Source organism: Subdoligranulum sp. DSM 23681 (assembly GCF_057005535.1).
In genome coordinates, this window is the sequence record NZ_CM168050.1 from 3,052,390 (window position 1) to 3,073,108 (window position 20,719).

Below are 20,719 nucleotides of genomic sequence, written 5' to 3' on the forward strand. Positions count from 1 at the left end.
GTTGGCTCATCTCCTCATCAGCTTGGTTTCTATGGCGCGGAACTGTTCTTCCCGGTTGAATTCTATTAAACCGAGTTTTTGCGGTGCCGTACGAATTTCCACCGAGGAACCCGGCGGAAGCAGGCAGGGTGCCTGACTGTCGGCACAGACGGTAGCGGTGGAACGGTTTTGTGCCACTACAAGAATCCGCAAGGTGCGCCCGGAGGAAAAAACGATGGGAGCATTGCGGACACCATGAGCACAGATAGGGGTAAGGACCATGACCGGGGCTTCCGCATCAAGAATCGGGCCGCCGGCAGAAAACGAATATGCGGTGGAACCTGTTGGCGTGGCTACGATCAAGCCATCCCCACGGAATCGGCTGACAGCGACTCCGTCGCAGTACACCGTAAAATCGGAAGGATGCAAACGGGATGTACCAAATACCACGATGTCATTCATGGCAATTTTCTGCCACTGTCCGTCGGACGTTGTGGCGGTCAGAAAGGAGCGGGACACCACCGAAAAGTTTCCTGCGGCCAGACGTGCCAGCTTTTCCGGCAGCTCACTTACTTCGCAAGTTGCCAGAAAGCCGGTCCGGCCCAGATTGACTCCCAGTACCGGCTTGCCGGCCTGCAGGCAAAAAGGAGCCGCCTGCAGAAGGGTGCCATCCCCTCCGACAGTCAGAACCTGATCTGCCTGGGCAAAAGCTTCTTCCTGCGGCAGAAACGTGATCCTGGTTTTTTCCAGCTCCGGCTTCAGGTCGGGCAAGGCCAAAAGATCGACACCCAGGTCTTGCAGCAGGCGAGCTACACGCTTGGTCACGGTCAACTTGGCATCTTTGGTTCGGTTGGAGTACAGCAGAACTGCCATGTTCATATCCTCAGATCAGTGAAGGTTGGGAGCCTTGTCCAGTGCCGCGTGAGCGGCCGCCACAGTTTGCTCAATCAGCCCATCAGGCAAGGGCTTGGGGGCGGGATCATGACGCACAAACAGCAAAAATTCAATGTTGCCTTCCGGACCCTTGATCGGCGAAAAATCCAGCCCTGCCGCAGTGAAGTGATTCTGCAATGCGTATTCCTGGGCCATGTACAGTACTTCCCGGTGCGTTTCCGATTCCCGGACAACCCCTTTTTTGCCGACCTTTTCCCGTCCTGCCTCGAACTGGGGCTTGACCAGACAAACGCCACAGGCGTCCGGCGTGCAGATGGCATCTGCCACCGGGAAAATATGCTTCAAAGAAATAAACGAGACATCCACGCTGAAAAAAGCAATGGGGTCTGCCAGATCTTCAGGAGTCACGTTGCGGATGTTGGTGCGTTCCATATTGACTACGCGGTCATCTGTGCGCAGGCTCCAGGCCAGCTGACCATATCCGACATCCACGGCATAGACTTTGACAGCACCGTTTTTCAGCATACAGTCAGTAAAGCCGCCGGTAGAGGCACCGATGTCCATGCAGACCTTGTTGTCCGGATGCATGGGAAAAACCTGCATGGCCTTTTCCAGCTTGAGACCGCCGCGGCTGACATAGCCGATATCGTGGCCACGGACTTCTACCTTGGCATCTTCCTTGATCATTTCTCCGGCTTTATCGACCTTTTGTTCATTTACAAAAACGATGCCGGACATGATGAGCGCCTTGGCCCGTTCACGACTTTGGGCGTAGCCATTTTGGCAAAGATATTGATCGAGACGAATTTTCAATCTTGTACCGCCTTTCCTGCCTGTTGGATCGCATATACCAGCGATGCCGCATCCAACGCCTGGTCACGGCGAAGCTGTGGCACATTGGCGTGCAGCAGATGGGTATTATCGACTGCATGGACCAGGAACCGGCCTGTCCAGCTGAGCTGCTGCATGGCGAAAGAGAGCTGCTGGCCGATGCCGCCGGTCAGTACGGCTTCCTCGGCAAACAGGATGGTATCATACTTTTGCAGCGCTTCGTAAAGTCCCTGAGGCAGCGGATGGATCTGGACCAACTTGCAGCAGTCTGCGGAGATTCCCTGCTGTGCCAGCAGGTCAGCGGCTGCCAGGATCTCCTCGCTCTCGGAGCCGTAGCTTACCAGAACGATATGCGCATCGGGAGATGTGTGAATGAAATCAAAGGGATGGCCACTGCAGGCAAGGGATGCCAAAGCAGGGCTTTCCTTGCCGCGGGCATAACGTATGGCCCGCGGGCCGCGAGGTTCATGCACCAGTTTATCCAGCCAGAAACGCAGCTCTGCATAGTTCGCAGGCGAGTAAGTGGGGATGCCGATCTGGCTGAAGTAACCGGGGTCGTAGATGCCCTGATGGGTCTCGCCGTCGCCAGGAACCAATCCGGCGCGGTCCACAGCAAACAGCACATTCAGACGCATCAGACTCACATCATGGATCATCTGGTCGTAAGCGCGCTGGAAGAAGGTGGAATAGATGGCCACAACCGGCAGCAAGCCCTGGCTGGCAAGTCCTGCCGCAAAAGTCACGGCATGCTCCTCTGCCATACCCACGTCAAAGAAACGGTCCGGATGGGCCTTTTTGAAAAAGTTCAGACCGGTGCCGTACTTCATGGCTGCTGTAATGGCGCACAGCCGGGTTTCCTCATTGGCAAGCCGGCTCAATTCAGTACCGAAACAGGTGGAAAAAGAGTCGCTGGGCGACATTTCCGGGTTGGTCAGATGATTCAGATCAAAAGCAGAAACACTGTGAAACTCGCCGGGATTATCCTCCGCCGGTTTCAGGCCTTTCCCTTTCTGGGTCACCACATGCAGAAAGACCGGGGCATACTGCTCCTGCAGGTTGCCGAACAGGCGGGTCAGTTCCAGCACGTCATGTCCGTCCACCGGACCGACATACTGAAAGCCCATTTCCTCAAACATTGTAGAATGGTAGATGCCGCGGCGAATCAGCTGTTTGCCGCCTTGCAAAGCCTTGACTACACCGCTGCCCACCACAGGGATTCCTTCCAGCATGTTTTCCATCTGGGCTTTGGCATGAAAATATTTGGGGTCGGTGCGCAGTTTGGTCAGATAATTGGCCATTTGTCCGACATTCTTGGAGATGGACATCTTGTTATCGTTGAGTACCACGATCAGGTTGTTGAGCATGCTTACATTGTTCATGCCCTCATAGACCATACCGCCGGTAAAAGCACCGTCGCCGATAATGGCAATGACTTTTCCGGGCTCTCCTTTGATCTTTTTGGCGCGCGCCACACCGATGGCCGTGGAAAGCGCCGTACTGCCATGTCCGGCAACAAAGGTATCGCAAATGCTTTCTTTTGGACTGGGAAAGCCGGAAAGTCCATCCTTCTGGCGCAGTTCGGCAAAGCCGGCGCGGCGACCGGTAAGAAGTTTATGAGTGTAGCATTGGTGCCCTACGTCAAAGAGAATCTTGTCCCGGGGCAAGGTGAGAACGCGATGCAATGCCACCGTCAATTCCACCACACCCAGGTTGGACGAAAGATGACCGCCGGTGGCGGATACGCTCTCAATCAAAAAGTTGCGGATATCGGTGCACAGTGCAGGCAAATCCTGCGCTGCCAGTTTTTTGACATCCCCTGTTTGCTTGATTTGATCCAGCAAAGGATATTTCATCATCGTACACCTCGTTACACCATGGGCATGACAAAACCGATCAGGCAACCAAAAACAGCCCCTGTCACGACCTGGATGGGGGTGTGGCCCACCATTTCCTTGAGCTTTTTATGACCCAGAATCGGCCAGATTTCGGATTCCTGGTCCATCCATTCACTGAGAAGATGGTTCAGGACCTTGGCCTGCTCCCCTGTTTCGCGCCGTACCCCCATAGCATCGTACATGACGATGATGGACACGATCAACGCGATGGCAAAAAGGGTCGAGTGAATGCCACAGTACCGGCCGGTAGCCACAACCATGGCACAAACGGTAGCGGAATGGGCGCTGGGCATGCCGCCGGCACCCCACATGCGTTCCGGTATAAACTTGCCCACAATGATCAGGTTCAGAATCACCTTGATCATCTGGGCGGAAAAGGAACTGAGCAATGCGGTTACAAGTACGTAGTTCCAGCTCAGAGCCTCTTTCAGTAAAGTCATACGGTTCCAACTCCTTACGGCGTCGGCGGGCCCGGGCAGGCCGCCTTATTTTCTGCGCTGCAAAAGCTGCTGCGCCAGTTCACGCAGAAACCAGGCATCGGGACCCAGCGTGTCCAACGCCTGCAGCGAATCTTCGTTGTTTTGTCTTGCCAGTTCCTGTGCGCCGCCCAAGCCGTACAGTGTGACAAAAGTGGTTTTGTCGTTGGCTTCATCACTGCCGACGGGCTTGCCCAGCTCTTCTGTGGTGGATGTTACATCCAGAATATCATCTACAATCTGGAACACAAGGCCCACACCGGCTGCATACCGGGTCAAGGCATGGCACACTTCCGGTCCAGCATCCGCTGCAATGCAGCCCAGCTCGGCTGCAGCCACAATCAAGGCACCGGTTTTATGGCGATGCAAAGCCAGAAGCTCCTCTTCTCCGGCACGCTCATGCTCATACTTCTTGTCCAGTTCCTGCCCATACAACATGCCGCGTGCGCCGCCGCCTGCAGCAAGATAAGCTGCCGCCCGGACACGACTCTCAGCACAGAGATCCGCGTTGGCAATGACCTCAAAAGCGGCGGTCACAAGAGCGTCAGCAGCCAACAAAGCGGTGGCTTCATCGAACTGGCAATGGCAGCTCGGACGCCCCCGGCGGGTGTCATCATTGTCCATGCAAGGCAAGTCGTCATGGATGAGAGAATAACAGTGCAGCATTTCCAGTGCGCAGGCGTAGTCCAACGCAAGCATCGGATCCTTGCCGGCAACAGCACAGGACGCCAGCGTAAGGGCCGCACGCACACGTTTGCCGCCCCCCAGCAAGCTGTAGCGGGCAGCCTGACCAATACGGGCCTTCTCCGGGAGATACTGGTCACACAGCACGTGCAGGCGCTGCTCCACCGCAGTGGTATATGCCTGATACTGTGCCTGATAGTCGGTACTCTGCATATTGCTCACTCCCCTGCGGTTTCTTTGGCAGACGCTGCATCAATCTCTTCAATCTGCAGCTTTGCCTGATCCAATGTGTTGTTGCAGTACGCAATCAGCTGAGCAGCTTCGGCGTACAGTTTGACGGATTTATCCAGGGTAGTTGTTTCATCCTGCATCTGGCGCAGAATCTCCTGAAGGCGGGCAAGCCCATCCTCAAAATTTTTGGGTGTTCTCATGAGGTCTCCTCCGGGGAAAAGGAATCAACTTGATTGACGGTACAGCTGGCTGCGGCATCTGCGCCTTGTATGGTGATGCACTGGCCGGATTTCAATTGCCCTACAAAACGGCAGTGACCGCTTTTGTCGCGGACAATCGTATAACCACGGGCCAAAACACCATATGGACTCAGGGACTCCGCCATTGCTGCGGCTGTGCGCAAGGCGAGATCTTTTTGACGCATCTGGGTGATATTTGCGCTTTTTACGGCCTCTGCCACATCTTGCAGAGCCTTTGCGCGTCCCTCCAACGCTGCCTTTTGCGCCGCCAGCGCACGCTGAGGGGCCAAGACATTAAGATTATTATAACACATTTGGAGGCGTGACTGCATATTTTTTTGAATATTTTGTCTAAGAATGAATAAATTCTGTCGAACCTGGCGGATATCCGGCACACAGACTTCCGCCGCGGCCGACGGGGTTGGGGCCCGGAGATCAGCCACATAGTCCAGGATGGTGTAGTCAATTTCGTGTCCCACGGCAGAAACAACGGGTTTGCTGCATTGACTGACAGCACGGGCGATTCGTTCGCTGTTAAATACCCACAGGTCCTCCTTGCTCCCGCCGCCCCGGGTTACCAGAATCAGGTCGGGACGTGTGTCGGCATCCAAAGCATGAATACCGTCCAGAATGCTCTGTTCGGCCTCCAGCCCCTGAACATTGACGGGGGCCAGCAACAGCTTTGTCAGCGGCCAGCGCCGATCGATCACGTGACAGACATCCTGCAAGGCAGCGCCGGTCTTGGAGGTGACCACTCCGATGCAGCGAGGCATGGGCGGCAACGGACGCTTCCGCGCAGGATCAAACAGACCTTCCGCTTCCAGCTTCTTGCGCAATGCATCGAAAGCCATTTGTGCCGCCCCCGCTCCGAAGGGGCGCATATACTCGGCATAAACCTGTAAGGCACCGTCCCGCTCATACAAAGTGGCACGACCATATACCAGAACCAGCATTCCATTCTGCGGAGCAAATCCCAAAAGGCGGGCCTTGTCCCGGAACATAACAGTCTTTACACTGGACTGCTCATCCTTCAAAGTAAAATAAAGATGGCCGCTTTTGCTGTGCCGGGTGAAATTGGAGATTTCGCCGCAGACAATCAGATTGTTCAGCGGATCGCAGGTTTCCAGCACCCGGCGGGCCAGAGCATTCAGGGCACTTACACGGATGTATTCGGCCATGCCCCCACCTCCCTGGCAGCCAGAATCGATACGCCGATGGCATTGTCGGAGGCAAACTTGCCTGGGACGAAATACGCATGCGGAATCCGATGGGTTATATACTGGCGGACAAGGTCGCTGCTCATCACACCTCCGGCAAAGACCACCGGCAGATTGGGATACTGCGTTCTGGCTGCCATGCACATACGGCGAAGAGTCTCGGCAATGCACAACAGGCAGTACTTGCAGACGTATTCAGCGGGATGGCCCTCGGCCAGCAAACGTTCACATTGATTTTGCAGACCGGACAGACTGCAGTTCATTCCCTGTACACTGAATTTCGGGCGAACGTTTTCGGAACACCGAGCAGCCAATTCACTGACTTGTACGCCAGCGGGGAATCCATATCCCAGCCGCACACCCAGGCGGTCTACCGCCTGCCCTGCGTACAGATCGTTGGATGTGCCAAGACATTCCAAATGACCTGCCGCATCGCAGTGCAGCAGGTCGGTTGTCCCACCGGAGACGTGAAAGATCAGCAATTCCCGCCCAAACAGTTCCGGGCCGGCAGCCGCAAACATCGCCGCTGCCGCATGTCCTTGCTGATGGGTGGTTTGCACCAGCGGGATGCCGCGGGCCAAGGCGAAAGACGTGGCCGCACTGACACCTGTCAGGAAACAAGGCATATAGGAACCTTCCGCATCACGCGGGCGGGCAGAGACACCTACCGCGCCGATCTGTGTCAGATCTACTTTGTCAGCTATCGTCTGCATCAGTTGGGGCAGGGCGGCGGTGTGATGAAACACCGCATCGCTTTGACGCAGACCCAATTGCCCGTTTTTTACCGGCAAAAAGCGCTTGCAATCACAAACAACCTCTCCGGCTGTTGCATTGAAAACTGCCAGAGAGGTTGCATAGTTGCTTGTATCAAACCCGAGAATCAGCATGTTTCGCCTTCGGATTCCGGCACCAGACCCTTTTCCCGTGCAACGGACCCCAGCAGACCGTTGACAAACTGATGGTCATTATCGGCACCATATTTCTTGACAAGTTCCACGGCTTCATTGATAGCGACGGCGGGCTTCTTTTCCTCACCATACAGCATCTCGGCCAAACAAATACGCATGGCGGTCAGGCTGACACGCGGCAGACGAGACAAGGTCCAGCCTTTCAGATGGGAAGCAATCATCTCATCAATTTCATCACTGTGGGCAGACCAATCGTTCAACAGACGCTTGGAAAAGTCGTCCATTGTCAATTCGCCGCTTTCTCCGCCGGCCTGCAGGGTATCCTGCAGCAGATCAATGTGAAAAGTGGCGGCAAAAGCGGCCAGGAAGGCGTTTTCGCGGGATTCGCGTCGGGTCAATGATTGTTGGGTCATGTTTTCTGTTTCCTAACTTTCCGTTTTGATTTTATCAGGCTTCGGCCTCTTCAGCCAGACCGCAGACGATCACGTCCACGCGGGACACCGTGATGCCGCACATATTCTGGATGGTCTGCTTGACGTTTTCCTGCACCTTTTTGCTCACGGACATGATCTTGCAGCCATACTTGGCAATGATGTGCAGGGTGACCATGGCAACACCATCTTCCATCTCGACAGAAACGGGCTTGTGCAGGCTGGTCTTGCTCAGAAGCCCGCGCACACTCTGCATATTGCCGGAAGAAACGGAATCCACGCCGTCCACTTCCAGTGCAGCAACGCTGGCGATTTTGGCAATTACATCGGTCGATATCTGCAGGCTGCCCGCCACGGTATTGCGCACATCCATGGGTCTTACCTCCTGTTATGCGGAGCGTTTGGAACATGCTCCGATATTCATTGTTTAATTAAACATACTATACCATAGAAAACTTTTTTTGTAAATATCGGGCAGCCTTTTACTTCACTTCGGTGATGGTGATGTCCTGAGCTGTCAGGTCTTTGCAGCTGGTCAGCAGTACATCCCGGATCTGCGTCACCTCATCGGCGGTCAGGGCATCGTTTTCGGTCATGACGGTTACATCGGCGCGGCCGACTCCAAGCGTCACAACGCAGTCGGCAAATCCTTTGGCCTTGATTTTGCTCTCCAGACTGGTTTCGGAAGTAATGTTGCTGACCTGCATTTCCAGTTCTTCGGTGAGTTTTTCCTTTTCTTCTTCACTGAGACTGGTATTCTTCAGCGTTTTCTGAATGGAATCCAGCGCCTCATCACGGGCTTTGGTCCGGACCATGCGGGCGGTGTCGAAAAATTCGGTGCCGGTGTCCTGACTGGCGCTGACCAGCTGGGCTTCCCCGTAGTTTTTGTTGGCGGTCTCTTCGGCAGGCAGTTCATCGGTCAAAGGGTCATATACCGCGGTGGTATCAGCCTGGGCCGAAACCGCCGCTGCTTCCGATTCAGTGCTCACAGCCTGAGGCGCGCTTTTGGCAAAATTCCAGTTCATATAAACAGCCGCCCCCAAAGCGAGCACCAGCGTGGCCAGGGTCACGCCGCGGCCTTTGTGTTGCAGTTTCATCATACATTGCCTCCTTTATTGCGCTGTGACCATTTTTGTGACGGTGATATGATTTGCCCCGATCCCGGTCAATGCCCGGACCAGTTCAGTAACAGTATTTTGGACGTGAATGTCGTCTCCGCCTTCGCAGACAATGGCAACACCCTGGATGGCGGGACAGGTAATGCTTTCTATAAGGGCTTCCTCACCCAGCAGCACGTGCTCGCTGCGGCTGGTGGTCTCTCCCTGTTCGGTATCGGTGGCGTAAACGGTTTGTTCGCTGGCGGCGAGCGTTACCATGACGTTGCATTCCCCTGCTCCCTCCACCGTTTCAATCAACCCTTTCAGGCGCTGCTCCAGCTCGGCGGCATATCCCGCCCAATCTTCCTGTTCTGCAGCCTGGTCTTGTGCCAGGGAAGCCTCCGCCTTGGAAGGGGTGGGAATCCATTCCGACAGACACAGCAAAACCATGCCGATCAGGCCGGCTGCTACCAGTAAGTTCAGGCGGGTACGTTCTCCGTGCAGCTGATTTCGCAAAAGGTCCAGCCCGTGTCCAATGGTTTCTTTCCAGAAAGCCGGCATTTTAGCGTCCCCCTTCCGTCTCAAGCACATATGCCAGTGTGCCGCTGTTTTCCTTCAGCAACTCCTGAGCGGCAGAAAGGTCTGTTTCTTCGCGCAATTTTATATGCAGCGTGTCGTTTTCCCATTCAAAGCCGGCGCCGATTCCCTTTTGCAGAAACAGGTCTTCCAATGCCTGAACAGATACGTCGCGCCCCAGTTGCTCCTGATAAGCGGTGATATCTGCCGGTGAGACTTGCGGACTGCTGAAATCACTGATTCCGTCTGCAACAGCCCCCCAATCTGTTCCGGTTCCGGCTTGCAGTACCGACGTTAGAATATATAGCAATAAAACGGTATTTATGACCGGCTTGAACTGATTGTCCGGCCAAAAAATACGGATCATACCTGCTGCGGCACAAAGCAGACAGATTCCCAAAGCCATATGACGGAGCGTCTGCATATCGTTTATCCCCCCGTTCCCGTGAGCAGAAGCAGTGCAGTGGACAGAAACACCATAAAAAAGTAAAGAGTCAGGATAGAACCGCAGAGTCTGGCACCCTGGGCAAAACTGCGGCAGATCTGCCAGCATTGCTGTTGTCCGCTTCCGGCGGCAACGATTCCGGCCAAAGAAAAGCTCAGATAAAAGAGAAGGCAGCGCAAAAATACCGGCAGAAACAATCCAGTCAGAGCCAGAACGGCGGTCAGGGCCAGGGACCCCTTCAGCATCTGTACGGCACTGATCGCTCCTGTCAAGGCAGCCGCGGCTGCATCACCAACTACCGGGATAGCCCCGCTCAGAACGCCGCGTCCCATTCGGATGGCAGCATTATCCACACTGCCGGCCAGAATATTCTGCAGCCCAAGCACAAAACTGAACAAAGCGGCACATAATTTCAACAGCCAGGAAAGGCATTTGGCAAACAGTGAAGCGGCCTCGGCGATTCCCGTGTTGCCCCAGACGGCAGCAGAAATGCCAAAGCAGAAATATATTTGCATCACCGGCATCAGCACGGAACGAATGGCGCCTGAAAGGAAACCGGACATGGCATAAAACATCGTGCTGTACACGGCAGCACCTCCGGTTTGCCCGCCTGCAATGGCTGCCGCGCTATAGACAGGGATAAAGCCGATCAGATAGGTCTGACATTCCTGTGCTGTTTGCCCCACAAGGGAGACAAGATCCATCATACCTGCCAGACTGATGGCACCGAAACCCAATACAGAAACGGCATCTATACATTTTTTCCAGCCCCCTTGGGTGACCAGAAGGCTGGCGGCACAGGAAAGCAACAAGAAGGTTATGGACTGAACCGCCAGCCTTACAGGGGCGCCAAAAGCGTTCTGCACGGCATTTGCGAGCATTTCCCAGAGGGAAGAAAGGTTCCATTGAAGTACCTGAGAAAGCGTGTCCCGCGCCTGATCTGCGTAATCTGCGGGATTCCCTGGTGCTTCTGCCGCCAAAATTTCCGGAGATATTAGCAGGGCAGCCAACGTTATCCCAGAAAATAGGACAAAGAACCGACCAAGCTTTGCAGCAGCGGGAGTGCCTGCAGCATGGCCAGCATGCGTCCGGATAACTCCACGGCGCTGGCTGCAGCATTCATTCCGGATTCCCGACATAAATCCGCAGCGAATTGAGCTACAAGAGCAATCCCCAGTACCTGCAGCACGCATCCGAAATTTTGGCCGTCCGACAAAACGGTATAGGCCGTGAGCGTCTCGATGAATGCAAGAAGAGGTTCGATCTGGCGGAAGGCAAGGACCAGAACGGCGCTGGCACCGCAGACGGAGAGCAAAAAAGCGAAGGCCGGCTGTTCTTTTTTCAGCGTCAGGACCAGCAGCCCGCCGGCCAGGACCAGCGCTGCAATTTTTATGATCAGCATAGTTCATATCACAAATCGAACAGTGCCTTGATCAGCACAAACAAGTCACTGATCTGCCGCACCAACATGGTAAGTACCACGATCAGACCGGCCAGAGTTGTCATCATGGCCTGATCTTCCCGTCCGGAACGGATCAGCAGCTGGTTCAGCACCGCCACAATGATGCCGATTGCTGCGATCTTGAAAACCAGATCAATATCCATTTTGGGGAGTTCCTCCATAGTAAGTACGGCCTGGGCGGTCAAGCCAGCACAATGGCAGCCAGCATTCCCAGGCAAGCCCCCATGCGAGGGTAAAGACGCAGAGCGCGATCGGCGGCGTCCTGTGCCTGCTGGCCGGCATGACGGCACATCTCATTCATGTGGGCCAGGGTATCACATGCGTTTTGGTGCGGAGCAGTCTCCAACGTCCGCAGCCCGTCACGAAGTTCCCTTGTAAGGTCCTGATCCAGACAATCAGGAGGCCTGACCTGAGAAAAAGTGGAGACAGGGCCGGCACAAAAGGCGGCAAAATCAGTACGCTGTGACGCCATATGCAGGACAACTGCTCCCGGTAGACTTCGGAACTGGATGGATTCTAATACATATTGAAGAAAACGCTCAAAATCGGAAATTTTGCGTGCGATTTCCCTTTTTCGGCAGGCGGAGGTCCAGCCTATTCCACCGCTGCACAAGATCAGCAACCCGCCGCCCAGAAACTTTAAGAAAAGATTTGTCATGACAAATTCACCATACGCGTTACCTGACCCGGCTTGTCCCGGCCGGATAAAAAGACTGCCAGAGAAAAAGCTCCGGTTTTGAGCAGGCGGGCCAGCTGAGGTTTTTGGTACAGATGTTCCGGAGTATCGCAATGAACCGAGGCCAGGAAGACGACGCCGGAAGCAAGACCTGCTTCCAAGGCGGATGCATCAGCTGCTGTTCCCAGCTCATCGCATACAATGGCCTGCGGGTTCATGCAGCGCAGAGCCATATTGATTCCGGCTGCGCGGTCCACCCGTGTATATACGTCACAATTCAGGTCTGGCGCGTCTGCCCCATGGGTGAAACTTTGCGGAACCAGCTCTCCCCGCTCGTCCACCACACAAAAAATGCGATCCCATCTTGTCAGCTCCATGATAAGGCTGCGCAAAAATGTGGTTTTCCCGCTTCCGGGAACACCGGCTACCAGGATACCGCCCTCAAGCCGTTGGACGGCCTGTTGAACACGGGATGGGAGCGGACAGGTCACCCATCGTGCTACCCGAAGGTTGAGAGCCCGTACAACGGCAAATCCGTCCTGCGCACACAGACCGGCCACGCCCACGCGGCTTCCTGTGTCGGTTGTGAAATATCCACAGGCCAGTTCCTTCTCATATGCGTATGCACTGTGGCCGCACAAGGCAAGAAAGCACTTCTGCAAGATATCTGGTGTGAGCCGGCGGAGTGCAGCGGCCTGCGGAAGGAAAAGCTGCGCCGGAACCAGCCGGCCTCCGATGGTAAACTGAAGCGGCTGGTGGAGACGAAGACGTATTTCTTGCACAGTCCTGGCTTTGGCTGACGGAAGCCGCATCAGTTCGGTCTTTATCTCAGCGGGCAGCCCTTGGATAACAGTATAATACTCGTCCATTCCTTTCACCTCACACCATCACTGTATGATAGGGGCAGGCCACATAGAACCTGGTTCTCAAAGAGCTGTACATCCCGATTCTGGCAGGCATAGACTGTGATAGCAAACAAGAATAAACAAACCTGAATCCGGCACACTACCCAGGAGTTTGTTTTACGGCTTTTTCCACAGGGAGTTCCGAAATGAAACGTGTTGCCAGACTATTTTTGCTGCTTCTATTTTTGGCAGCAGCTGTCACCGGAAGCTTTTATCTCTATCTTTATACACATCGCAACAGTGGGGCGGTTGCTTCTGCCCTGCTGGCGGGCTTCACCTCTATAAGCCCCTATAAGGTTGCTTATGCAGGTCCGGACAGCGACCCACTGTGCAGGCAGGCTTACGCTTTTGTGAAGAACAATACCGGCGTGTGCTTTATCGAAAATGGAGATTCAAGCCGCTACAATCCCCAGGAAAATATTGTGTATTTGACAGAGAAAGCGCTGCTGACAGATTCGGCGGAAGCCGTGCATGAATTCGGACATGCACTGGATCGATACTTGAATGGTGAAGAATCAGGGTATTTTTCCCGGGGAGAGACCTTTTCTCAAGCATATGCCCTGGATTGTGCACGCATGCAGGAATCCTTTCAGGCACAAGATTTGTTTGAAGCCGAGACTTACCGCAATCTGGCAATCAGCGATATTCTCTTTTCCGTTTTTTATCAGGATACAGCCATGACCAACACGCTGATTGCCAGTTATAACACTTCCGGTGTTCCCTATTGGCGGCATGACGAAAACTATATGTCCGACCTTGAAAAACGGCAGACAGAAGTATTTGCTGATATTTTTGTCGTGCTTCTTTCGGATGATGAACAAGCCCAGAATTTTATACAAGAATTTTTGCCGGAAAGCAAAGAAGTACTTCACTGCGCTGTAAGCAAAAGAGAGTGGTAAAGAAAGGCTGAGGGGGTTGCATACTTTTGAACATACTGTATAATAAAAAGGAAAGTCTCGATAACAGGGCAAATGGCCGCTGAAAGTCTGTCTGATTACAAGAAAACAGAGCAGCATTTTTCCTTGCGTGATATCCCCGGAACAACGTTTTGCAGGATTGCTTTGCCGCTTGCTTGAAAAGCCCGAGACGCAGACAAGAATGTTGATGAAAGATTGAGGACTGCCGATATGGCTCTTTTTAAGGCAATCTATAATATTCTTTGGGAAGATCTGATCCGTATACCGTTGCCGGGTGGCAGTGTGTTAGGACTTTCGCTTCTGGTGCTGATCCTGGTCCCGGCGGGGCTGTATTTTACGGTACGCACACACTTTCTTCCTTTCAGGCTGTTTCCGGAAATGATGAAAGTCACTCTGGAAAAGAACAAAAAAGATGGCAGCGATGCAATTTCCGGTGTGCAGGCACTGATTGTTTCTACTGCCTGTCGTGTCGGCATGGGCAATCTGGTAGGTGTGGTTGCAGCTATTTCCGCCGGGGGCGCTGGTGCTGTGTTCTGGATGTGGATATTGGCTTTGCTGGGGTCATCTACAGCGTTTGTGGAATCTACCCTGGCGCAAATCTATAAGGAAAAGGATCCTTTGTATGGTGGATACCGCGGAGGGCCGGCCTATTATCTGCATCATCTGTTCGTAAAAAAGGAAAGCCGAAAAAAGCGGTCTGTCATAGCCTCTTTATTTGCTCTGTCAGGGCTTATGTGCTGGTGTGGGATCAGTCAGGTGACCAGCAATTCTATTACCTCTTCCTTTCAGAATGCGTTCCACATCCCGCCGCTTTATACGGCAATCGCGCTTGTGATCGTGGCGGGCGTTATCGTTCTGCGAAAAAATGCAACCGTAAAGGTACTGGATGTCATAGTGCCGATTATGGCTGCCTGCTATTTCTTTATTACAATCTTTATCATTCTGAAAAATGCCGGACAACTGCCGGCGGTTTTTGTACGTATTTTCTCCGAAGCATTTGGATTCCGCCAGGTTGTAAGTGGTGGGATCGGAGTTGTCATTATGAACGGAGCTAAACGGGGACTGTTCTCCAACGAAGCCGGCTCCGGATCTTCCCCCTGCGCGGCCGCTGCGGCGCAGGCAAGCCACCCGGCCAAAGTGGGGCTTTTGCAGGCGCTGGGGGTTTTTATTGATACCATTGTGATTTGCAGCTGCTCGGCGATGATCATGCTTCTTACCCCGGAGTCGCTGACCAGCGATTTGGAAGGCATGGATCTGCTTCAGACAGCCATGCGATATCATTTGGGTGAGTTTGGCGTAATCTTTATCGCGGTGATTCTGCTTCTGTTCAGTCTGTCCACCTTCCTGGGAATTCTGTTTTATGCGCGATCAAATGTAGCCTATCTGTTCGGAGATAACTGGCTGTCCCAGACATTGTATAAGATTCTGGCCTTGGTAATGTTGTTTGTCGGCGGACTGGCCGCCTATCAATTTGTTTGGGATCTGGGAGATATCGGTGTCGGTCTAATGACCATATTCAATATGATTGCGCTGTTCCCTCTTGCGCCCGAAGCGCTGGCAGCTCTACAGGATTACGAAAAGAATGTCATAGGGCAAAAAGTGCAATAAGAATTTTCTTGCTGTAGTAAAGTAAAAATTCCCGCCTGTGATGGGAGTGCGACTCTCCTATACAGGCGGGAATTTTGTAAGATACTCTTTTTACCAGAAATGTACTTAATTGTAACAATAAAAAATCACAGCAATTGACAACGTACCTTTGGCAGTAATACCTGGATCTGCTCCATGTCTGCCGCCTGTGTACCGCTGCACATTACGTTGGCGGCTCCGGTGGCGGTGGCAAGTTTGAGGGTGTCTTCAGGTGAAAGTACCTGCTCCTCCGCCAGCGCCAATGCGGCGACTACACTGTCACCGGCGCCCACAGTGCTGCCAACTGGAACAGAGAGCGCGGGCGCATACAGGCATGTATCTTTTGCGACATACATCGCACCCTGCCCTCCCAAACTGACCACGACTTTCTGGATGCCATCCTGCAGCAAAGAGCAGGCAGCCGCTTTGATTTCTTCCAACGTTTGCAGAGGACGCTTTACGAGCCGGCTCAGCTCATCCCGGTTAGGCTTTACCAGATAGGGCGTGGCGCGGATGCCTTTTGCAAGAAGTTCCCCATCAGCATCCAGAAATACTTTTGCGCCAAGCTCCCGGCATTTTTCGACATATTGGGCATAGATATCCGGCTGAGCCCCCTTTGGAACGCTGCCAGCCAGGACTACAATGTCATTGGGGTGCAGTTGTCGGACAAAATGGGAAAAGACGAAGTTGGCCTGTTCTGCGGACAGTTCGGGGCCGGGTTCGTTGATATCGGTGTTGGTCCCCTGGACAGGGTCTATGATTTTCAGATTGGTACGCGTCTGGCCGGGGATTTCTACATAATCTACCTGGATTCCAAGCTGTTCCAGCATCCGGCTAATTTGCTGCCCGCTGCTGCCGCCCAGCAACGCGGTGGCGCGGCTGGTTCCTCCCATTTTTTTGATCACTTTGCTGACATTGATTCCTTTTCCGCCTGGATCCAGACGCAGAGAAACAATACGGTTGACGGTATCAACCTGAAAATTCGGGATAACAACAGTTTTATCCAGTGCCGGATTCAAGGTGAGCGTGTGAATCATGATTCCGATTCCCCTTCTGTTTGAACATGAAAATACGGATTTTGCCTTTTGTGGATTCAATCCAACAATACCAGAGCCACACAATCTTGTCAAATATGAAAATGTTACTCTTCTGAGACTGCAAAATGCAAAAAGCGCAAGAGTGAAGCTTTTTCAACTTGACTTTTTATCCCCCTGGCGATATTCTTTACAAGGACTTGGCCGTCAGGCCTTCGCTTTGATGTAAGAAAGAGAGGATTCTACCACTATGGAGGCAAATGCCAACGCGATGATAAAAGGCCTGCAGAAACAACTGGGCCCTCAAAACGCGAAACAAAACGTCACATTTTTTCTTCTTCTGAATGCCGGTTTGTTCGCAACCGCTGCGGGCATTCATTTTTTCAAAACACCGAACCACTTTGCCTTTGGTGGAACTTCGGGGCTTTCCATCATTTTATCCACACTGTTCCCGACCTTCCCGGTAGGCACTTTTATGTGGATTGTAAATGCTGTCCTTGTTGTATTGGGGTTCGTTTTCCTGGGAGTTCGTTCCATGGGCTGGACAATCTATTCCTCCTTTGCCCTTTCCTTCTTTGTCAGTCTGTGTGAAGCGGTTTTTCCGCTGCAGCATGCCTTGACCAATGATACATTTCTGGAACTTTGCTTTGCAGTGATTTTACCTGCGGTGGGAAGCGCCATTGTATTTAATATCGGGGCTTCTACCGGCGGTACCGATATTGTGGCCATGATCCTGAATAAGTACACAAGCCTGGAAATAGGTCGGGCGCTTCTGGTCAGCGATCTTGGCATTGTGCTGGTAGCCGCGTATCTGTATGGCCCACAGACAGGTCTGTACTGTATCTTGGGCATGATTATGAAATCGACCATCGTGGACAGCGCCATTGAAAGTTTGAACCTGCGCAAGGTGTGTACGGTTGTGACTCACAATCCGGAACCGGTGCGGGATTTCATCGTCAAGGAACTCAACCGCTCTGCTACCGAACAGGAGGCCAGCGGTGCTTATACCCATGAGCCGATTCATGTGCTGATGACGGTGCTCACCCGTCATCAGGCAGCTATGCTGCGCAACTTCCTGCGCGCTACTGACCCCCATGCGTTCATTACCATTGTGAACAGCAGCGAAATCATTGGCAAGGGATTCCGGTCCATTTAAGATCCGGTCAATTTTATATAGAAGACGCCGCCGCAGAGAAAGTGTCCTGCGGTGGCGTATTTTATTTATACTTTTTCCCGACAATATACATAGGAATAAACAAACCACCCAATGTGAGCCCTATGCAGATATACATTACGGCCGCTGTTGGGACGGAAAGCAGACGCAAGGTCAGATACAGCCAAGGAAACAAAAACAGAGAAGAAATCCCCCAGGTCTGGCCGGCCCGCAGGATGTGGGGCCAGTTTCGATTGCTGAAATGAACGCCGGGTACATTCATTCGCAGGATACCATCACTCAGGAAAGAAATTTTGGCTTTGTCATAGATTTCAGGAAGCGTCTGAAGTGCAAAGAGACAGAAATAGCCTCCAAAGAAAATGTACAGGCCGATATATGTGAAGTAATCCCAATTTCCATAACCGCATTTTATGGTGACGATGCTGCCAGCTGCGGCCGCAACAAGAGCAGCCAAATACCAGATCAACACTTTGCTGCGGGTCTGCCAGATCCTTGCTGCCGGACTGTTTTCGTATCCGATGGCCGCCTGTACCGCCTGTTCGGCTTCGGCCCGGGAAAGGCTTTCTGTTTCGCTTCTGTGGCATAAGAGCAACTCCGTTACGGTGACGCCCAGCTGCTCAGCGAGCGGAATCAGAAGCGCCGTGTCCGGAATGCTGGATCCGGTCTCCCACTTGCTGACCGCTTTGTCTGAAACGAACAGTCTGCCGGCAAGCTCTTTCTGCGTATAGCCCTTTTGCTTTCGCAGTTCCGATACAAAGGCACCGAACTGCTTTTTATCAATCGCGTACATGGCTGCACCCTCTTTCCTGCCCTCATCATACAGACAAAACAAGAAATATGCAACCGAACCATAGTAGAATGCCGTAAAGGCGATATTTTTTGAAAAAACGCCCCGGCCGCACAGTTGTGCAGGCCGGAGCGTTTTCATATTAGAACTTACTGGGCATCTTCACAGAAAGCCTTGAAGGTCAGATAAGCCATGTACACATCCGCTTTGGAGACGACCTCAAAGGGAGAGTGCATGGAAAGAACAGGCACGCCGATATCGATGGTGTCGATATCCTGGTTGGCGACATACTTGGCAACGGTTCCACCGCCGCCAAGATCGATCTTGCCCATTTCGCCGATCTGCCAGACAATATTGTTGCTGTCCATCAGACGGGTCAGATAGTTGACCAGCTCGGCGCTGGCATCACTGGTGGAAGATTTGCCGCGGGAACCGGTGTACTTGTAGATGGCAACACCGCGACCGGCGTAGGTGCCATTGTCGGGCTCAAAAGCATCCGCATAGCTGGGATCGTAAGCGGCGGTCACATCGGCAGAGAGGCACTTGGAAGCCTTGCAGGCGGTAATGTAGTCCACACCCTGGGTCTGGCACAGCTGCTGCAGGAAGTGGAAGGTATACATACTGTTCAGACCGGTGACACCGTCAGACCCCACCTCTTCCTTGTCGGTCAGAACGCAAACAGTGGTGTGGGCCGGAGCAGTGGTGGTGATTTCGGCCATCAGGGCGGGATAAGCATCCACGCGGTCATCATGGCCGTAGGCGCCGATCATGGAACGATCCAGGCCCACATCACGGGCGGTAAAAGCGGGGACAATCTCAATTTCGGCGCGGGTAAAGTCGTGCTCGGTGATGCCGTAGGTTTCATTGAGCATCCCAAGAACATTCAGCTTGACACGGTTCTCCACATCCTTGTCTTCGATGGGATCGGAGCCAAAAAGAATGTTCAGGTTCTCACCGGTGATGGCCTCAGGCAGCTTCTTTTCGTTCTGCTTGGCAGCCAGATGCGGCAGCAGATCGGTGATGCAGAAGACGGGATCGCTGGGGTTTTCACCGATGCAGATTTCCGCACAAGTGCCGTCGGCACGGTATACCACGCCGTGAATGGAGAGAGGAATGGTGGCCCACTGATACTTGCGCACACCGCCATAGTAGTGGGTACGCAGATACGCCAGCTTGTTTTTCTCGAACAAGGGGACGGGACGCAGATCCAGGCGCGGTGCATCCACATGGGCAATGTTCATGTGGAACCCTTCCGCCAGACTCTTCTGTCCAATCGTAGCAGCCAAGACACATTTTTTGCGGTTGATCACATAGACCTTGTCGCCGGGATTCAGCTGCTGACCGGGCACGAAGGGCTTATAGCCTGCACTGCGCAGAAGATCTTCGCTGTAGGCAACGACTTCACGCTCGGTTTTGGCATCGTTCAGGAACTGTTTGTAACCTTCGCAGAACTCATGTGCTGCAGCCATCTGATCGGGCATGCAGTCAGCAACGGTCTCATTCTTGTAAAGGAGCTTTTCCAGTTCCTTCCCAGATTTCTTTCCCATAATATTTGGTACGTCCTTTCACAATAATTATCTATATTACGGTACCGAAAACGGTGCCGGCCTCTTATTGGGAGGTATAGATTTCTTGGTAGCGCTCGTAGCTGGTTGTGATCTTGTGTACATACTGGCGCATCTGCGGATACGGAAACTCATCCAATGTTTTTCCGTCGGAAGAATATTCGCTGTCCTTCAGCAGTTCGCTTACCGCAGTTACCCCATTGTGATAGGCAGCAGCAGCGGTGGACAAATCTTCAAACTTCAAAAGACAGTAGGCCACAAAATAACTGCCAAAGCGAATGTTGGTCTCCGGATCATACAAATCATCAAAGGTCAAGGCTTCTGTTGGAGCAATTTTGGATTTGATCCAATCAAAGGTCACTTCCGTGATCTGCATGAGCCCTCTGGCCCCCACATCGGATTCGGCGTTGGGATTGAAATTGCTTTCCGTCCGGATAAACGCATACAGCGTCAAAGGGTCAAGATCATATTTGTCAGCATAATATTCGACAAATTCCTGATACTTGCGCGGATAGCGCAGTTCGTCAATTTTGCTGTGCCAGACAGAAAAGATCAGGCTCCCCGCAATCAGCAGGATGGCCAGAAGCCATACCAATGGGACCAACAGGCGGGGACGGCGGCGCACAGCTTCGGTTCGTGACCGTCTTTTCTTCATAAGCCTCCTTTCCGA

At 53.0% G+C, this 20,719-nt stretch carries 26 protein-coding genes; 4 read left to right on the plus strand and 22 right to left on the minus strand.

Annotated features, from left to right (window positions below):
- Positions 1–6: 6 nt before the first annotated feature.
- The 18 genes from AC127K_RS14145 to AC127K_RS14230 all read right to left on the minus strand — a co-directional run bounded on the left by AC127K_RS14145 (position 7) and on the right by AC127K_RS14230 (position 12,910).
- Entirely contained in the window at positions 7–852 is an 846-nt protein-coding gene (locus tag AC127K_RS14145; protein WP_483721045.1) for an NAD(+)/NADH kinase, read from the minus strand.
- Positions 853–867: 15 nt separating this feature from the next.
- Positions 868–1,686 (minus strand): TlyA family RNA methyltransferase, encoded by an 819-nt coding sequence (locus AC127K_RS14150; RefSeq protein WP_294539871.1) that lies wholly within the window; start codon positions 1,684–1,686, stop codon positions 868–870.
- Positions 1,683–3,560, minus strand: coding sequence for a 1-deoxy-D-xylulose-5-phosphate synthase (gene dxs / locus AC127K_RS14155; protein ID WP_483721046.1), 1,878 nt, complete (start codon positions 3,558–3,560; stop codon positions 1,683–1,685). Before dxs ends, AC127K_RS14150 begins: the two co-directional genes overlap by 4 nt.
- Before the next feature lie 11 nt (positions 3,561–3,571).
- Entirely contained in the window at positions 3,572–4,039 is a 468-nt protein-coding gene (locus tag AC127K_RS14160) for a divergent PAP2 family protein (RefSeq protein WP_483721047.1), read from the minus strand.
- A gap of 45 nt (positions 4,040–4,084) precedes the next feature.
- Positions 4,085–4,972, minus strand: a complete 888-nt coding sequence (locus tag AC127K_RS14165) for a polyprenyl synthetase family protein (RefSeq protein ID WP_483721048.1) — start codon at positions 4,970–4,972, stop codon at positions 4,085–4,087.
- Positions 4,973–4,977: 5 nt separating this feature from the next.
- Positions 4,978–5,190 carry an exodeoxyribonuclease VII small subunit gene (xseB, locus tag AC127K_RS14170; protein ID WP_294539863.1) on the minus strand — a complete coding sequence of 71 codons (213 nt, stop codon included), beginning with the start codon at positions 5,188–5,190 and terminating at the stop codon, positions 4,978–4,980.
- Entirely contained in the window at positions 5,187–6,407 is a 1,221-nt protein-coding gene (gene xseA / locus AC127K_RS14175) for an exodeoxyribonuclease VII large subunit (RefSeq protein WP_483721049.1), read from the minus strand. The genes xseB and xseA overlap by 4 nt, the downstream gene beginning before the upstream one ends.
- Positions 6,386–7,333, minus strand: a complete 948-nt coding sequence (locus tag AC127K_RS14180; RefSeq protein WP_483721050.1) for a tRNA (adenosine(37)-N6)-threonylcarbamoyltransferase complex transferase subunit TsaD — start codon at positions 7,331–7,333, stop codon at positions 6,386–6,388. Before AC127K_RS14180 ends, xseA begins: the two co-directional genes overlap by 22 nt.
- Positions 7,327–7,767, minus strand: a complete 441-nt coding sequence (nusB, locus tag AC127K_RS14185) for a transcription antitermination factor NusB (RefSeq protein WP_483721051.1) — start codon at positions 7,765–7,767, stop codon at positions 7,327–7,329. The genes AC127K_RS14180 and nusB overlap by 7 nt, the downstream gene beginning before the upstream one ends.
- Before the next feature lie 34 nt (positions 7,768–7,801).
- Positions 7,802–8,158 (minus strand): Asp23/Gls24 family envelope stress response protein, encoded by a 357-nt coding sequence (locus tag AC127K_RS14190; protein WP_294539855.1) that lies wholly within the window; start codon positions 8,156–8,158, stop codon positions 7,802–7,804.
- A 109-nt stretch (positions 8,159–8,267) separates the two neighbouring features.
- Entirely contained in the window at positions 8,268–8,885 is a 618-nt protein-coding gene (locus tag AC127K_RS14195; protein ID WP_483721052.1) for a SpoIIIAH-like family protein, read from the minus strand.
- Positions 8,886–8,897: 12 nt separating this feature from the next.
- Positions 8,898–9,443: a stage III sporulation protein AG gene (locus tag AC127K_RS14200; protein WP_483721053.1), complete on the minus strand. Its 546-nt coding sequence runs from the start codon at positions 9,441–9,443 to the stop codon at positions 8,898–8,900.
- Position 9,444: 1 nt separating this feature from the next.
- Entirely contained in the window at positions 9,445–9,882 is a 438-nt protein-coding gene (locus AC127K_RS14205) for a hypothetical protein (protein ID WP_483721054.1), read from the minus strand.
- A 5-nt stretch (positions 9,883–9,887) separates the two neighbouring features.
- A complete protein-coding gene (locus tag AC127K_RS14210; protein WP_483721055.1) occupies positions 9,888–10,913 on the minus strand; it encodes a stage III sporulation protein AE in 1,026 nt (341 codons plus the stop codon).
- 2 nt (positions 10,914–10,915) lie between these two features.
- Positions 10,916–11,305 carry a SpoIIIAC/SpoIIIAD family protein gene (locus AC127K_RS14215; protein ID WP_483721056.1) on the minus strand — a complete coding sequence of 130 codons (390 nt, stop codon included), beginning with the start codon at positions 11,303–11,305 and terminating at the stop codon, positions 10,916–10,918.
- Positions 11,306–11,313: 8 nt separating this feature from the next.
- Positions 11,314–11,508: a stage III sporulation protein AC gene (gene spoIIIAC / locus AC127K_RS14220; RefSeq protein ID WP_204647906.1), complete on the minus strand. Its 195-nt coding sequence runs from the start codon at positions 11,506–11,508 to the stop codon at positions 11,314–11,316.
- 38 nt (positions 11,509–11,546) lie between these two features.
- Positions 11,547–12,023, minus strand: a complete 477-nt coding sequence (locus AC127K_RS14225; RefSeq protein ID WP_483721057.1) for a hypothetical protein — start codon at positions 12,021–12,023, stop codon at positions 11,547–11,549.
- Positions 12,020–12,910: an ATPase, T2SS/T4P/T4SS family gene (locus AC127K_RS14230; protein WP_483721058.1), complete on the minus strand. Its 891-nt coding sequence runs from the start codon at positions 12,908–12,910 to the stop codon at positions 12,020–12,022. Before AC127K_RS14230 ends, AC127K_RS14225 begins: the two co-directional genes overlap by 4 nt.
- Positions 12,911–13,092: 182 nt before the next feature.
- Here AC127K_RS14230 and AC127K_RS14235 point away from each other — a divergent pair, with 182 nt between their 5' ends.
- Together AC127K_RS14235 and AC127K_RS14240 are read left to right on the plus strand one after the other, a co-directional pair.
- The gene (locus AC127K_RS14235) at positions 13,093–13,845 is read left to right on the plus strand and encodes a hypothetical protein (RefSeq protein ID WP_483721059.1); all 753 of its coding nucleotides are present in this window, start codon (positions 13,093–13,095) and stop codon (positions 13,843–13,845) included.
- A 228-nt stretch (positions 13,846–14,073) separates the two neighbouring features.
- A complete protein-coding gene (locus tag AC127K_RS14240) occupies positions 14,074–15,471 on the plus strand; it encodes an alanine/glycine:cation symporter family protein (protein ID WP_483721060.1) in 1,398 nt (465 codons plus the stop codon).
- A 125-nt stretch (positions 15,472–15,596) separates the two neighbouring features.
- Here AC127K_RS14240 and pfkB read toward each other — a convergent pair whose 3' ends face one another.
- Positions 15,597–16,526 carry a 1-phosphofructokinase gene (gene pfkB, locus AC127K_RS14245; protein WP_483721061.1) on the minus strand — a complete coding sequence of 310 codons (930 nt, stop codon included), beginning with the start codon at positions 16,524–16,526 and terminating at the stop codon, positions 15,597–15,599.
- Between pfkB and AC127K_RS14250 the strand changes: the two genes are divergently transcribed.
- Together AC127K_RS14250 and AC127K_RS14255 are read left to right on the plus strand one after the other, a co-directional pair.
- Positions 16,525–16,752, plus strand: coding sequence for a hypothetical protein (locus tag AC127K_RS14250; RefSeq protein ID WP_483721062.1), 228 nt, complete (start codon positions 16,525–16,527; stop codon positions 16,750–16,752). The genes pfkB and AC127K_RS14250 overlap by 2 nt on opposite strands.
- A gap of 42 nt (positions 16,753–16,794) precedes the next feature.
- Positions 16,795–17,679, plus strand: coding sequence for a YitT family protein (locus AC127K_RS14255; protein WP_483722203.1), 885 nt, complete (start codon positions 16,795–16,797; stop codon positions 17,677–17,679).
- 61 nt (positions 17,680–17,740) lie between these two features.
- On the opposite strand, the gene AC127K_RS14260 is transcribed toward AC127K_RS14255, so the two are convergent.
- The 3 genes from AC127K_RS14260 to AC127K_RS14270 form a co-directional block, all read right to left on the minus strand.
- Complete coding sequence (locus AC127K_RS14260; protein WP_483721063.1) at positions 17,741–18,487, minus strand: helix-turn-helix domain-containing protein; 747 nt, start codon at positions 18,485–18,487, stop codon at positions 17,741–17,743.
- A gap of 146 nt (positions 18,488–18,633) precedes the next feature.
- On the minus strand, positions 18,634–20,031 hold the full coding sequence (locus tag AC127K_RS14265; RefSeq protein WP_483721064.1) for an aminopeptidase: 1,398 nt from the start codon (positions 20,029–20,031) through the stop codon (positions 18,634–18,636).
- Between the two features lie 64 nt (positions 20,032–20,095).
- Positions 20,096–20,704, minus strand: a complete 609-nt coding sequence (locus AC127K_RS14270; protein ID WP_483721065.1) for a lytic transglycosylase domain-containing protein — start codon at positions 20,702–20,704, stop codon at positions 20,096–20,098.
- Positions 20,705–20,719 lie beyond the last annotated feature (15 nt).

Bases quoted from the DNA above. Each gene is read 5' to 3' on its own strand.
- spoIIIAC (WP_204647906.1), bottom strand. From the start codon at position 11,508: ATGGATATTGATCTGGTTTTCAAGATCGCAGCAATCGGCATCATTGTG.
- nusB (WP_483721051.1), bottom strand. From the start codon at position 7,767: ATGACCCAACAATCATTGACCCGACGCGAATCCCGCGAAAACGCCTTC.
- AC127K_RS14265 (WP_483721064.1), bottom strand. From the start codon at position 20,031: ATGGGAAAGAAATCTGGGAAGGAACTGGAAAAGCTCCTTTACAAGAAT.
- pfkB (WP_483721061.1), bottom strand. From the start codon at position 16,526: ATGATTCACACGCTCACCTTGAATCCGGCACTGGATAAAACTGTTGTT.
- AC127K_RS14205 (WP_483721054.1), bottom strand. From the start codon at position 9,882: ATGCAGACGCTCCGTCATATGGCTTTGGGAATCTGTCTGCTTTGTGCC.
- xseB (WP_294539863.1), bottom strand. From the start codon at position 5,190: ATGAGAACACCCAAAAATTTTGAGGATGGGCTTGCCCGCCTTCAGGAG.
- AC127K_RS14165 (WP_483721048.1), bottom strand. From the start codon at position 4,972: ATGCAGAGTACCGACTATCAGGCACAGTATCAGGCATATACCACTGCG.
- AC127K_RS14160 (WP_483721047.1), bottom strand. From the start codon at position 4,039: ATGACTTTACTGAAAGAGGCTCTGAGCTGGAACTACGTACTTGTAACC.
- AC127K_RS14190 (WP_294539855.1), bottom strand. From the start codon at position 8,158: ATGGATGTGCGCAATACCGTGGCGGGCAGCCTGCAGATATCGACCGAT.
- AC127K_RS14180 (WP_483721050.1), bottom strand. From the start codon at position 7,333: ATGCTGATTCTCGGGTTTGATACAAGCAACTATGCAACCTCTCTGGCA.
- AC127K_RS14200 (WP_483721053.1), bottom strand. From the start codon at position 9,443: ATGCCGGCTTTCTGGAAAGAAACCATTGGACACGGGCTGGACCTTTTG.
- dxs (WP_483721046.1), bottom strand. From the start codon at position 3,560: ATGATGAAATATCCTTTGCTGGATCAAATCAAGCAAACAGGGGATGTC.
- AC127K_RS14250 (WP_483721062.1), top strand. From the start codon at position 16,525: ATGATTCCGATTCCCCTTCTGTTTGAACATGAAAATACGGATTTTGCC.
- AC127K_RS14240 (WP_483721060.1), top strand. From the start codon at position 14,074: ATGGCTCTTTTTAAGGCAATCTATAATATTCTTTGGGAAGATCTGATC.
- AC127K_RS14230 (WP_483721058.1), bottom strand. From the start codon at position 12,910: ATGGACGAGTATTATACTGTTATCCAAGGGCTGCCCGCTGAGATAAAG.
- AC127K_RS14270 (WP_483721065.1), bottom strand. From the start codon at position 20,704: ATGAAGAAAAGACGGTCACGAACCGAAGCTGTGCGCCGCCGTCCCCGC.
- AC127K_RS14260 (WP_483721063.1), bottom strand. From the start codon at position 18,487: ATGTACGCGATTGATAAAAAGCAGTTCGGTGCCTTTGTATCGGAACTG.
- xseA (WP_483721049.1), bottom strand. From the start codon at position 6,407: ATGGCCGAATACATCCGTGTAAGTGCCCTGAATGCTCTGGCCCGCCGG.
- AC127K_RS14225 (WP_483721057.1), bottom strand. From the start codon at position 12,023: ATGACAAATCTTTTCTTAAAGTTTCTGGGCGGCGGGTTGCTGATCTTG.
- AC127K_RS14215 (WP_483721056.1), bottom strand. From the start codon at position 11,305: ATGCTGATCATAAAAATTGCAGCGCTGGTCCTGGCCGGCGGGCTGCTG.
- AC127K_RS14255 (WP_483722203.1), top strand. From the start codon at position 16,795: ATGATAAAAGGCCTGCAGAAACAACTGGGCCCTCAAAACGCGAAACAA.
- AC127K_RS14195 (WP_483721052.1), bottom strand. From the start codon at position 8,885: ATGATGAAACTGCAACACAAAGGCCGCGGCGTGACCCTGGCCACGCTG.
- AC127K_RS14145 (WP_483721045.1), bottom strand. From the start codon at position 852: ATGGCAGTTCTGCTGTACTCCAACCGAACCAAAGATGCCAAGTTGACC.
- AC127K_RS14235 (WP_483721059.1), top strand. From the start codon at position 13,093: ATGAAACGTGTTGCCAGACTATTTTTGCTGCTTCTATTTTTGGCAGCA.